At 34.7% G+C, this 13,430-nt stretch carries 10 protein-coding genes; 5 read left to right on the top strand and 5 right to left on the bottom strand.

Annotation, left to right across the window (positions count from 1 at the left end; genetic code table 11):
* The first annotated feature begins 286 nt into the window (after nucleotides 1-286).
* From tssD to polA, 3 genes are all read left to right on the top strand, one after another.
* A complete protein-coding gene (tssD, locus tag SCA31_RS10400; protein WP_084086641.1) occupies nucleotides 287-700 on the top strand; it encodes a type VI secretion system tube protein TssD in 414 nt (137 codons plus the stop codon).
* A 97-nt stretch (nucleotides 701-797) separates the two neighbouring features.
* Nucleotides 798-1,229, top strand: coding sequence for a hypothetical protein (locus SCA31_RS10395; RefSeq protein ID WP_410696927.1), 432 nt, complete (start codon nucleotides 798-800; stop codon nucleotides 1,227-1,229).
* A 144-nt stretch (nucleotides 1,230-1,373) separates the two neighbouring features.
* Nucleotides 1,374-4,208: a DNA polymerase I gene (gene polA, locus SCA31_RS10390; protein ID WP_410696926.1), complete on the top strand. Its 2,835-nt coding sequence runs from the start codon at nucleotides 1,374-1,376 to the stop codon at nucleotides 4,206-4,208.
* 82 nt (nucleotides 4,209-4,290) lie between these two features.
* Here the strand turns inward: polA and SCA31_RS10385 are convergent, their stop codons facing one another.
* The 3 genes from SCA31_RS10385 to SCA31_RS10375 form a co-directional block, all read right to left on the bottom strand.
* Complete coding sequence (locus tag SCA31_RS10385) at nucleotides 4,291-4,710, bottom strand: hypothetical protein (protein ID WP_410696925.1); 420 nt, start codon at nucleotides 4,708-4,710, stop codon at nucleotides 4,291-4,293.
* A gap of 106 nt (nucleotides 4,711-4,816) precedes the next feature.
* The gene (locus SCA31_RS10380; RefSeq protein WP_410696924.1) at nucleotides 4,817-5,566 is read right to left on the bottom strand and encodes a protein phosphatase 2C domain-containing protein; all 750 of its coding nucleotides are present in this window, start codon (nucleotides 5,564-5,566) and stop codon (nucleotides 4,817-4,819) included.
* Nucleotides 5,567-5,712: 146 nt separating this feature from the next.
* A complete protein-coding gene (locus tag SCA31_RS10375; protein ID WP_109622558.1) occupies nucleotides 5,713-6,111 on the bottom strand; it encodes an immunity 22 family protein in 399 nt (132 codons plus the stop codon).
* A gap of 201 nt (nucleotides 6,112-6,312) precedes the next feature.
* Here SCA31_RS10375 and SCA31_RS10370 point away from each other — a divergent pair, with 201 nt between their 5' ends.
* A complete protein-coding gene (locus SCA31_RS10370; protein WP_410696923.1) occupies nucleotides 6,313-6,960 on the top strand; it encodes an MgtC/SapB family protein in 648 nt (215 codons plus the stop codon).
* Nucleotides 6,961-6,996: 36 nt separating this feature from the next.
* Here the strand turns inward: SCA31_RS10370 and SCA31_RS10365 are convergent, their stop codons facing one another.
* A complete protein-coding gene (locus SCA31_RS10365) occupies nucleotides 6,997-7,485 on the bottom strand; it encodes a copper resistance protein NlpE (RefSeq protein WP_410696922.1) in 489 nt (162 codons plus the stop codon).
* A gap of 354 nt (nucleotides 7,486-7,839) precedes the next feature.
* Between SCA31_RS10365 and SCA31_RS10360 the strand changes: the two genes are divergently transcribed.
* Nucleotides 7,840-9,978 (top strand): S46 family peptidase, encoded by a 2,139-nt coding sequence (locus SCA31_RS10360; protein ID WP_410696920.1) that lies wholly within the window; start codon nucleotides 7,840-7,842, stop codon nucleotides 9,976-9,978.
* 227 nt (nucleotides 9,979-10,205) lie between these two features.
* Here SCA31_RS10360 and SCA31_RS10355 read toward each other — a convergent pair whose 3' ends face one another.
* Entirely contained in the window at nucleotides 10,206-13,073 is a 2,868-nt protein-coding gene (locus SCA31_RS10355) for a M16 family metallopeptidase (protein WP_410696919.1), read from the bottom strand.
* Nucleotides 13,074-13,430 lie beyond the last annotated feature (357 nt).

The raw sequence follows: 13,430 nt of genomic DNA, 5'->3' as shown, positions 1-13,430 counted from the left end.
TTAGGGGTCTAAAATTGCTGTAAAAAGAATTTTGAAGTATAATATATCTCTTATTGGTGTTATAGTTGATGTTTTATTGCTGATTTTTAATTATGATTAAAGTATTTATTAATAAGGAATTATACACGTGTTTAAGTCTATTGTCGTAGAATTACGACACGAAATCGTAGAACTACTACAAATTTTCAGATTTCCTCCCAAAAGCTTTTTTTTCATTTGCAACGGCTTTATCTTTGTTCTACAATTATTGAATAACAAATATTATTAACGACTAAAATTTACAATCATGGCAGAAAGAAATTCAAGAGGAATTTTAAAATTCAACGGAGGAGAAGGACAAAAATTATTAAAAATGAACTACAGCGTTTCTAGATCTACAGACGTATCAGGACGTGTAGCATCAGATCCTTCTAACGCATTAATTAAGGTTACAGTAGAAGCTACTGAAAAATCTGACATCCTTGAAAGCTTACTAAACGGAAAATATAAGCCTACAAAAGGAGAAATTACTTTCAACAAATCTCACGAAGAAGGAACATTAATCACTTTGAACTGGGAAAATGGATACGTAATTCAGCACGAAGTAGATTTCGATGCAGTTGACAGCAATAGTATGTTGATCAGCTTCGTAATCAGCGCTGAAACAATTGATTACGGTACTTCTCAGTACGCTGGACTTTGGCCATCATCTGGTAAATAATCCGGTAACACTTAAAAAAACAAATCAAGGCAGTATACTCATTGGGTATACTGTCTTATTTTTGCAGTAAAATACATTAAACACTAAAAACTAAAAAATGCTCAAAAAAATTCTGTTTATTCTAACAATAACAATATTCTCCATCTCCCTAAATGCACAAAGCAATCCTACCTTGTATAAAGGAACAATTAACGGAAAAATGTCAATAACATTATTTATACATGCTATAGAAAATGGTTGTGGCGGAGACCCTTACTACGATGCAATGTATCGGTATGATAAAGTAAGCAATTGGTTACAACTTAGCGTTACAGAAGGAGTGAAGCAACAGTTCGCAATGGTAGAAGAGGGTTTTACAGGACTGATGATTGTAAAAAAAGAGGGTGATATGATGAATGGAACATGGATAAGTCCGGATGGCAAAAAACAGATTCCTGTAGAATTGAAAAAAGTAACCATAAGTAAAAAAGAAATAGAAAGCTATCAGGACAGAATGGAAAAACTGAACTATGAAAATCACGACTGCTAGTTTATTGTTAGAAGATAGAGCTAAAACATTTAATCCCAATAAGGCAGCTTTATATCCAGCATTTCAAAATTTCCCTACTCGAAACGCTCCCTACAAATAGCAAATTATACTCCTATTTTCTTATATTTGTTCATTATAGATAATATGGACGCAACACAAGATAAAAGGCTGTTTCTCATCGATGCCTATGCGATGATTTTCAGAGGATATTACGCATTGATCAGGAATCCGAGGTTAACCAGTAAAGGGCTGGATACTTCCGCAATTTTTGGTTTTACCAATTCATTGATCGAATTGATCAGAAGAGAAAAACCAAGCCACTTAGCCGTAGTTTTTGATGTAGGAAGAGCAAGCGTAAGAACCGATGATTTTGCAGATTACAAAGCCAATAGAAGCGAAACTCCTGAAGCCATTAAAATTGCTGTCCCATACATTCACAGGATTCTGGAAGGAATGCATATTCCTATTCTGGGCGTAGAAGGATATGAAGCAGATGACGTGATAGGTACCATTGCCTGCAAAGCTGAAAAAGAAGGATATACCACTTTTATGGTAACTCCGGATAAAGACTTTGCACAGCTGGTAACAGATAAAATCAAGATTTATAAACCTGGTTTAAAAGGTGGAGATATTGAAATTCTTGGCGTAGAAGAAGTCAAGGCAAAATATGAAATTGAAGACCCTAAACAGGTCATAGATTATTTAGCCATGATGGGTGATGCAGTAGATAATATCCCTGGATTGGAGGGTGTAGGAGAAAAGACTGCCATGAAGTTCCTGAAAGAATTCGGAAGCATTGAAAATCTGCTTGCAAATACCGATACGCTGAAAGGGAAGCTTAAAGAAAAAGTAGAAGCTTCTGCGGAACGTGGAATTTTGTCCAAAAAGCTAGCCACCATTATCTGTGATGCTCCTGTAGAGTTTCATCAGGAACAATATGACCTTGAAACTCCGGATTTTGAAAAAGTAAAGGAAGTCTTTGAAGAAATTGAATTCAGAAGACTGTATGAAAATCTTTACAGAGCTTTTGCTTCTGCACCTGTAGAAACGGTGATAGAAAGTGAAGTAGAAGTAAAGCAGACCCCAACAAGCGCTGAAGTAAAAGGACAGGCAATGCAACTTGATCTTTTTGCCAACTTTGAAGAGCTGGATCAGGCTACCACTACAAAAACTTCTATTGAGCACAATGATCACCTTTATCAGTTCATAGATAATCCAAAGGCTCAGAAAAAGCTGGTAGAAAACCTGTTGAAGCAAAAATCTGTTTGTTTTGATACAGAAACCACTTCATTAAACGAGCTGGAAGCAGAACTGGTAGGAATGAGCTTTTCCTACAAAAAAGGACTGGCCTATTATATTCCATTATCTGAAGACAGAGATGAAGTTTTGAAGACCTTGGAAATTTTCAGATCGTTTTTTGAAAAAGAAGACCTACTGAAAATTGCCCACAACTTAAAATTCGATTATAAAATATTAAAGCAGTACGACATCACCGTGAAGGGTGCCATGTTCGATACCATGATTGCCCATTATCTGTTGAATCCGGACGGAAGACACGGTATGGACTACCTTTCAGAAGTATACCTGAACTATAAACCCGTTTCCATTGAAACCATTATCGGAAAGAAAGGTAAAAAGCAAGGAACCTTTAGAGATGCAGATCTGAGAACGCAGACAGATTATGCTGCAGAAGATGCAGACGTAACATTCCAGTTGTACGAGTTATTTGCTCCACAATTGAAAAAAGAAAACCTGGAAGAGCTTTTCTACAACATAGAAATGCCTTTGATGGAAGTATTGGCAAAAATGGAACTGACAGGAATTTCTCTGGATGAAAAATGGCTGGCTCAGGAAAGTATAGACCTGGAAAATGACCTGAAACAATTAGAAACTACGATTTTTGAACTTTCAGAAGAAGAATTCAACATGAATTCACCAAAACAATTGGGTGAAATTCTGTTTGAAAAAATGCAGCTTGATCCAAAGGCAAAGAAAACCAAGACAGGACAATATGCTACCTCAGAAGATGTTCTTCAAAAATTAGCTTCAAAACATGAGATTATCAAGCATATTCTTGAATACAGAACTTACCAGAAGCTAAAATCTACCTATGTAGATGCTTTACCATCACAGATAGACAAACATGATAACAGGGTACACACTAACTTCTCACAGACTACGGCGGCTACAGGCCGTTTAGCAAGTGTGAATCCTAACCTGCAGAATATTCCGATCAGAACACTGAGAGGTCAGCAGATTCGTGGAGCCTTCGTTTCAGGAGAAGGAAAGAAGATTATTTCTGCCGATTACTCACAGATTGAACTTCGTCTTATCGCTGAAATTTCAGGAGAAGATAATATGATCAAAGCTTTCCAGGATGGTGAAGATATTCACGCTTCAACAGCTGCGAAACTATTCAAAATTCCTTTGGAAGAAGTTTCTAAAACCCAGAGAAGCCAGGCTAAAACAGTAAATTTCGGTATTATTTATGGTCAGGGTGCTTTTGCATTGGCAGAACAAACAGGATTGTCACGTACTGAGGCTAAGCAGATGATTGAAGCCTATTTTGAAACCTATCCGAAACTGAAAGAATACATGGCAGAACAGGTAAATAAAGCCCGTCAGCAAGGATATGTTGAAACAATTTTAGGAAGAAAACGTCATTTAAAAGATATTAATTCCAATAATTTCGTTGTAAGGGGTCATGCAGAAAGAAACGCAGTCAATGCTCCTGTTCAGGGAAGTGCTGCAGATGTTGTAAAACTGGCAATGATTAAAATCGATAGAGAACTGGAGGAACAGCAATTAAAAACCAAAATGCTGCTTCAGGTACATGACGAATTGATATTTGAATCCCCGATTGATGAGATTGAAGCTGCTTCAAAATTAATTAAAACTGAAATGGAAAATGCCTTAAAAACACAGGTTCCATTATTGGTGGAGATTGGAGTAGGAGATAACTGGCTGGAAGCTCATTAATGAAAAATATACTTTCAAATTTATCTTTGAATGAAAAAATAAAAACGTTTGCTCATAAGCAAACGTTTTTTGTTTTTTATATTTATCTTCTTCTTGACGGAGAACTTCGAGTATGTGGCTTAACATAAGTTCCATTTTTTCTATAGTATCCTTTTACACTTACACTACCTCCTGATGATCTTGTATTTTCCGAACTGTAATTATATGTTGATGTTCTGGAAGGTGTCTTTACTGGTATATAATTGTTGTAAGAAGTATAAACCGGATTATGTGCCCATCCTGAGTAATTATTCCATTTTATTTTTTTGTAATTTCCTTTATTAGGTTTAGATGATAAAAAAACTTGTGTATTTTTGGGAATAATGGTTACAATATTGGTAGAATCTGCAGAACTATAGACGGTAGCATCTTCAGATAATAAAACAGTATAGTAATTTGTGGAACATGATAAGATAGAAAAACAAATTGTTAGAAAAAAGACTAGATTTAAAATACGTTTCATGATTTTATTATATTTTTCAAATCTATTAGGTATTTTCATTTCTTCTTTACGGAAATCCATATTTTGAAAATAGTATAAAGAGAAATGATAAACAAATAGTCTTTTTTTAATTAGAAAATCTATCTTTTATCAATCTTATAATAGATAAGTCGTCCGTTGGTTTTAGACCATATTGATGTTCCAGTTTTTTAATTTTTTGGTTAAGCATTTCATCAGTATTACTACCTGTTTGATCCATCATCAGATATTCAATGGAGTTTATATTGTCTTCAGAATCTACCTTTTTAATTTTTGAAAAGGTAAGAATTCCATCAGTAGCAATAGAAATATCATTCATGTCATCAAAAAATATTTTTTGATTTTGAGATTCATACCAATTATCAAAGTTTTCATTAAGATGATAAGCTAAATAATCTGGTTTGTTATCTCTGTCAAACTCAGTTATGATCCCATTGATACAAACAACTCCATCACCAACGGATAGAATAATACCCTTATTTTCTGGAACATCATAAAGTAAAATGATAAGAGTTGTTAATAGCTCTTTTTCATCTAACATCAAGTGATTTTTTAGAAAGGTTATTTCACGGAATAAACTCCTTAGAATTTCTTTAAGTTGTTCATCTAAGTTAATAGGATTATTAGTTTCATATAATTCTTTATAGCCAATTTCAGTAATAATCTTACGCAGAAATTTTGCAACTAAGGTAGACGCGAAATGGCTGTCCATAGCAGTAGAACAGCCATCCATAACTGCACATACTAATTTGTTGGAATTTATTTTTTTGATTAGGAGATGATCTTCACAATGATTAGTATGATAATCTCCAATTTGTAAGGAAGAATATATATTCATGAATTTTGTTGAAATGATCTTTTTAAAAGATTATGAATGTCTTTATGGAGAACCAGCTTGACCAGATTGTTTAACAAAAAAACAAGGCTGTAAAACAAAAAATTACAGCCAGGTATTTAAATTTATATTTCTCTAAGTATAGATAATTAAACATCAAATTCAATTTCACCTACATAATACAATTTGTTTTCTTCCCCGTCTACAGAAACAGGATTAGGAATAACAAATCTACTGGCAAAAACGATCGTATTTACAGGGGTATCTAATCCCATTTTATTAAGTTTTTCCTCAAGGATTGGAAGCCATTGATCTGCATAAGAATATTCTGAAAACTTTTCGTAAAGTCCTAATCTTTCATCTTCAAATCCATATTCTATAAAATCATCATCAAACCACTTGATCCCTTGGGATTTTGCAAATTTTGAAACGTACTGATCATCATTTTCCTCTTCCAAGTAATAATTTTCATCCTCTTCTACAAAGTCATAAAAGTCCTCTTCATTTTTAAAATATCCCAGCCAGAAGTGAGAAGTTTCTTTGTCCATAATTTATTTTTGTTAATTTCTGAATTCTTTATTTGTTGTTAAAAAAGCAAGTTCAATACCTGCTTTTTTTATTTGAAATGTAATATTACAAAAGTTTTTTCTTGAAATCAATTTTTTCATAACAGTATAAAGTCAGAGAATCAAAAATAGTTCCGTCAATTTTTTTATTGTAATTTTATTCTTAGGTTAAAATATTTAAAAATGGAATTTCTTCAGGACCATTATACGGTCAAAAATGAACTGCTTCTAATTTTTATCTCTGTAATTCTGGGATTACTCATTGGTGCTGAACGGGAATACCGTAACAAATCTGCGGGGCTTCGTACTTTCATTTTGGTATGCTTTGGTTCCTGCCTGTTTACGATACTTTCCATAAAAATCGGAGTGGCTAATCCGGATCGGTTAGCAGCCAATATTATTACAGGAATAGGCTTTTTGGGAGCTGGAGTAATATTTAAAGGAGAAAATAAAATTGAAGGAATTACTACGGCAACTACCATTTGGGCAACAGCTTCAATAGGAATGGCCGTAGGTTCAGGATATGTCTATTTTTCACTTTTAGGAACAGCCTTGGTATTGATTGTTCTAAGTGCATTAACTTATCTTCAAAGCTTCATCGATAACTATAATAAAATAAGGGAATATAAAATTGCAGTAACAGATTCAATAGGTTTTAAACATTGTGAAACTATTTTCAAAGATCATCATTTAAAATATTTGATGATAAAACAACAGTATACACAAGGGAATTTAACCGTTACCTGGAGACTTACCGGAAAAAATAGCTATCATGAAGAAGTGATCAAATGCCTGATGGAAGACCCTAAAATAATAGCTTATCAATTTTAATATAAAGCAAAAAAATAAAGGCCTAAGCCTTTATTTTTATTTTTTCTTGAATACATACAGATCTTTGTTAGGACCGTCAATTTCCTTGCCGTCCATATCCAGTTGGATAAGCATATTTTCACCCACCTTATATTTATAGTTTGCCGTTTTTCCTTTTAAAGTAATACTACTTCCCGTAGTATCCCATGTGAAAGATCCTTTATCCTGGTTCTTAGAATTTCTTTCAAGGTATTCCTCAGTAATGCTGAATGTTTTATCATCATTCAAGGTTAATGAAGTCTTGATTCCCGGGCAGTCTGCACAAGGAACTACCGCTTCATAGGTTCCATTCCAGTCAAGAGAATTTTCAGAAGTGTCGCCGGCTGCTGTTGGAGTTGCCTTTGTGATACTGTCTGTAGCCACTGGCTGAACAGCTGTTGCAGAGTCTGTAGAAGTCCCTGAGGTTTCAACGGTTTCCTTTTTAGAACAAGAGGCAAGAAACAAAGCTGCTCCAATTCCCAAAATAAACATTTTGTTTTTCATCATAATAAATAATTGATTTTAGTATACTTTTAATAATAAACTGGCTAGTAATAAACAAAAACTGAGCCAAGGAAACAAGAGAAGATCGTGCATTAATTATGGATTAAATTGAGATGGGAAATAGGTGTTCAGCAGCTTGTAGATCAGGTTTAAAGCTTAACATTAGTATTGTAATACATAGTTGCTGACTATTACCTTAGAACTACTGGATTTAGTTTCTAACTTCTAATCTCTTACTTCCAGATTCATTAATAGATTGCCTATTTTATATCATACAAAATACTTTGACCAACTTTTACGGGCGTTTTATGGGGACTATTCTTATTTTTCTTCGTAAATTCGGGCAAAATTTTGATTATGACAAAAAAGATACTTTTATCCGTATTTCTTTTGCCGGCTGCAATGGCATTTGCACAACAATATGGAGGAATGTGGATTCCTACAGAACTGAATGAAAAGGAAATGAAGGATCTGGGAATGAAAATCTCTGCTAAGGATATTTTCAATCCTCAGAAGCCAAGCATTAAGGATGCTGTAGTGCAGTTTAACGGTGGATGTACCGCGGAAATTATTTCTCCTAAAGGATTGTTGTTGACCAATCACCACTGTGGTTATGGTCAGATTCAGGCACACTCTACCGTTCAGAACGATCTTCTTTCAAACGGATTCTGGGCTAAAAATACCAATGGTGAACTTCCTAATCCGGGAGTGAAAGTAGACTTTATTGTAGATATAAAAGAAGCTACAGACCAGGTATTGGAAGGAACAGATAACCTTACAGAACCTGAACTTACCAAAAGAATCAATAACAATATTGAGGTGTATAAAAACTCTCAGAAAATTGAATCTTATCAGTCCATCATGGTAAAGCCAATGTACTATGGAAACAAGTACTACGCTTACACCATAGAAACCTATAAAGACATCCGTCTTGTAGGGGCACCGCCTCAAAGCATAGGGAAGTTCGGAAGTGATACTGATAACTGGGTTTGGCCTAGACATACGGGAGATTTCTCAATGTTCAGAATCTATGCAGACAAAAACAATAAGCCTGCAGAATATTCCAAAGACAATGTACCTTACGTTCCAAAGCATTATTTACCAGTTTCTATAAAGGATAAAAACGAAAACGATTTTACATTTGTATTCGGTTTCCCTGGGAAAACTACAGAATATCTTCCTGCAGTAGCGGTAGAGAAGATTATGAAAGATATTGACCCTGCAAGAATTGCTGTACGTGATGTAGCTTTAAAGACATTGGATGAAAAAATGCGTGTAGATAGTGAAACACGTATTAAGTATGCTTCAAAGTATGCCTCTGTTGCCAATTACTGGAAAAAATGGATCGGTGAAGTAGAAGGATTAAAGAAATCCAATGCTGTTGAGAAAAAAGTAATGTATGAAGGTTCTTTAGTTTCTAAAAATCCTGAAATCAAGACTACTTTAGATCAATTGAACAAACTTTACAATGATCAGGCTCCCTATGCATTAAACAATGCTTACTATACAGAAGTGGTAAAAAATGCAGAAACATTAAAGCTGGCCGGAGATTATTATGATTTTGTAGCTTCTGTAGAAGCGGGCAGAATGGATGAGAAAGAACTTACAAAGTTAAAAACAAAGCTAACGTCTTTCTATAAGGACTACAGCGCAGAACTGGATGCAAGAGTAACTGCAAAATTATTGGCTTTATACACCAATAAAACGGCACCACAGTTTTTACCGGCAGGTTTCAACAAATATAAGGACGAAAATGCAAATATTCCTGTAGTGGAAGATATGTCTAAAAACTCTATCATCACAGGAAGAATTGCTGTAAATGGAGGGGCATTAACTACAGATATTGATAAGGCATTTTCTAATCAGGATAAACTGATAAAAACATTAAAGAAAGATCCTATTTATCAATTGTATGTTTCCATGAAAGAAACGTATATGAAGACCGCTGATCCACAGTATTCTTCACTTCAGGCAAAAATTGATGCCATGCAGAAGAAGTTTATGGCTCAGCAGATGGAAACTGATAAAGACAGAAAATTCTTCCCGGATGCCAACTCAACTCTTCGTGTAACGTATGGTAAAGTAAAAGGATCTGCTCCAAGAGATGCTGTTTCTTATGGTTATCAGACTCACTTGGCTGGAGTAATGGAAAAATATGTTCCTGGAGATTATGAATTTGATGTTCCTAAGAAACTGATTGAACTTTATAATAAAAAGGATTTCGGAATCTATAAAGATAAAACAGGTGACGTTCCTGTTGGGTTTACCGCAACAAACCATACTACAGGAGGAAACTCAGGAAGTCCGGCCCTTGATGCCAATGGAAATCTGGTAGGATTGAACTTCGACAGACAGTGGGAGGGAACGATGAGTGATATTAACTACGATCCTCGTTTCAGTAGAAACATTATGGTAGATACAAAATATATCCTTTTCATCATTGAAAAATTTGCCGATTCAAAATGGCTAGTTGATGAAATGAAAGTGATCAAATAAACAAAAAACCTATTTAATCAAAAATTAAATAGGTTTTTTGTTTATTGGGACTTTGGAGCGTTTTAAAATTTAAAGAAAGATTAAAGATTTTATATATAGGTTAATTCTTATTCCTATCAAAATGTAGAAAAGAATGCCAAAGAGATTGTGAAAAATTCTTTGGCTAAATACCAATAAAAAATCCCGGGTTATTCCGGGATCTTTTTGTTTTTATTGAGTGTAGTTTTCTAATGTCCAAAAATATCTTCTAGCTTGAGTTCAGTAAATGTTCCCATCTTTCCAACAGCGTCCATGTTAAGGTTTTCCTTTTTACCAATAATGGCTGTATTGAAATGCACAGGCTTAATTTCTGTTTCATAAAACTGCTTGATATCTTCAAATTTCAGACTTTGGATCTCTTCATAAATATCTTTTCTGAAATCATGATAAATACCCAGTTTCTTTAGATTTAAAGTATTGAAGAAGATGTTATTTCTGATAACTCTGGTTGATGCAATTTGTTTCAGCGCTGCATTCTTTGCATTTTCAAACTGAATGGGCACTTCAGGAAGCTCATCCATCAGTTCATTCATGGTATCCACAGCAATCATGAGCTTATCCGGCTGCGTTCCTATATAAGTTGTAATGTAATCAGGGTGCTTTAGCTCAGCATTGGCAGAGTAGGAGACATAGGCAGAATAAGCAAGGCTCTTACTTTCGCGGATTTCCTGGAAAACAATTGAAGATAATCCTCTTCCAAAATACTCATTGAATACATTGATCTTTCCAAAATGAGACGGGTTAACCAGATTTCCCTTTCCAATTTTACTCATTTCCATCTGAACCATGTCATAGTCTGTAAAATAAACGTTACCTCCCGTAGCAGGTTCCGGATATTGTCTGGCGTCCGGCATCTGAAGACTTTCTGTCTCAATATATTGACCAATATACCCTTTGAATCTTTCAAAGTCCTTTCCATAAAAGAAAACTTGGTAAGGATACTTGAAAAGCTGCTTCATTCGGTCGGTGAATATTTCAGCTTTGCTGCTTTCAAGTTCTTCCTTGGAAATAATATCCGTAAATCGTGAAGTACTTCCCAATTTGGTATAATTGATGAGTGCTGTCATAATACGGTTCTTATCTTTCTTCATGGCCTGACGGTTTTCCAGAACAGTTCCTACAAATTGTTGATAGATCTCCTGGCTAGGCTGTACATTATACATCCAATTCTGTAAAAGAGAAATTCCCTTTTCAATATTTTCTTCCAATCCACTCAGAGAGATGAGTAACTGGTTACTGGTTGTTTTAAAATTATTGCTTACTCCGATTTTGAAAAACTCCTTTTTTAAATCCTCAGGAGAAAGATCATCGGTTCCTAAATATTGCAATAACTGTGTAGAAATTCCCAGTTCTCTATCATTATCACTTCCAAAAGGGAAAATAAAATGCACCTGGGCAAGATCGTTATATTTATTTTTTACAAAGCTTAATTTCTTACCCTTAATTTCATCAGTGGTGATCTCTTTTTGATAGTTGATGAATTCAGGTTGTATATCTTCTGTTTTCTCAGATAATATTTCCTTTAAAAAGTCAGATTGCGTATCGCGGTTAATTTTAATAGGAGTAATGCCCGGGTTCTCAACTCGGATTAATCTTTCATTAACCCCTTTCTCCTTATTAACAACAATATAATTTTCCTTGAAAAAAGTATTGGCAAAATTGACAATATCTTCTTTTGTAAAGCTAGTATACTCGTCCATTTCATTCAGTTCCTGTTCCCAGCTTCTCCCTTTTATATAAGTGTCATAAAGAGTAGTGGCAAGACCTTCCGATGTTTCAAGGCCTTTCATTCTTTGAAGCTTAAAGTCATTAATGATGGCGGGAAGCATCCAGTCTGGGAAATTACCTTTCTTTACAAGCTCAATTTCTTCTAAAACCATTTCAGTAGCTTCTTCCAGAGTTTGAGTTTCCTTGGGAACGGCAACAATGGAAAAATAACCATATTGTTTTAATCCCACAGAAAAAGCCTGTGCCCAAAGCATTTTTTGAGTCTGGTTGATATGCAGATCCAATAGTCCCGCTTCACCTCTATTGCTCAAAATATTGGCAAGAACATCTGCAAGCATGGCTTCTCTGGTTCCATAGCTATCAGTTCTCCAGGCCAATTGAACCCTTGGAGTAGTAGGGCTTTTTACAGTTTTTTTCACAATCTTGGTAATTGGCTCTTCAACAATTGGTGTTTTTTTCGGCAATTCTTTATAAGGAAGAGTGCCAAAAGATTGATCAATTAATTGGATGGTTTCCTCAAAATCAAGATCCCCAACCAAGACCATTGCATAATTATTAGGAACATAGTATTCATCAAAATACTTATGGATAGCTTTCATGGAAGGGTTTTTCAAATGTTCCGGATTACCCAGTGTAGTTTGCTGTCCATTAGGATGAGTTGGGAAAAGAGCTGCCATCAGTTCATAGTTGACAAGTCTCGTATCATTATCCTGTGCTCTGTTGAACTCCTCATATACAGATTCTAGTTCAGTATGGAAGAGACGAAGTACAATTTCAGAAAACCTGTCTTTCTCTACTTTGAGCCATTTTTCCAATTCATTATTAGGAATATTATTCTTATAAACTGTTTCATCAAACCAGGTATGTGCATTAGTTCCGCTCGCTCCAAGTGAAGAAATAGCCTTGTCATACTCATTGGCAATTGCATATTGGCTGGCCTCTTGAGAGACTTCATCAATCTTTTTATAGATTTCCTTTTTCTTTTCAGAATTTTGCTCAGTTTTATGTTCCTCAAATAGAGTTGAGATCTGATCAAGAAGTTCTTTCTCTTTCTCCCAGTTTTGAGTACCTAATTTAGAGGTGCCTTTGAACATCATATGTTCAAGATAATGAGCTAGTCCGGTATTATCTGCAGGATCATTATTACTTCCCGTTCTCACCGGAATAAAGGTTTGTATTCTTGGGGCATCGAAATTTTGGGCAAGGAAAACCTTTAGACCATTTTTCAATGTATAGATTCTTACCTTATTTTCATCGTGAGTTACTGTAGTATATTCGTATTGATTGTTATCTGTATGAATCGTTTCTTTATATCTTCTGTCTATCATATATAAGCTCATTTCATTCCTTATAGAATAAGAATGTGATACAAATGTAAGCAATCAAAAAAAATGTTCCCTGTTTTTTATGACTATTACATCTATTATTATAGTTGAAAACCTGAATCACAAACCAAGAACACTGTATTTACTATTAAAAATAGGCAATAATTGACCTCCTTATATAATATTGGATATATCCTCCATTCCTATCAGGGCTAGGGAGGAGGGCATCCACAAAAATAGATATCCTTCCTGCTTATATTCACTAGTGATGGGCTTTAGCCCGTCTTAATAAATCCCCATCGAATTCGGCCTTGGCCAAAACCTATAGAAAGTATCCGTTCCCTAAAAACGTCATCCTTA

It is taken from the genome of Chryseobacterium sp. SIMBA_028, assembly GCF_046535285.1.
Taxonomy (GTDB): Bacteria; Bacteroidota; Bacteroidia; order Flavobacteriales; family Weeksellaceae; genus Chryseobacterium.
The sequence above is the reverse complement of the archived record's forward strand: the minus strand, read 5'-3'. Positions and strand labels throughout refer to the sequence as shown.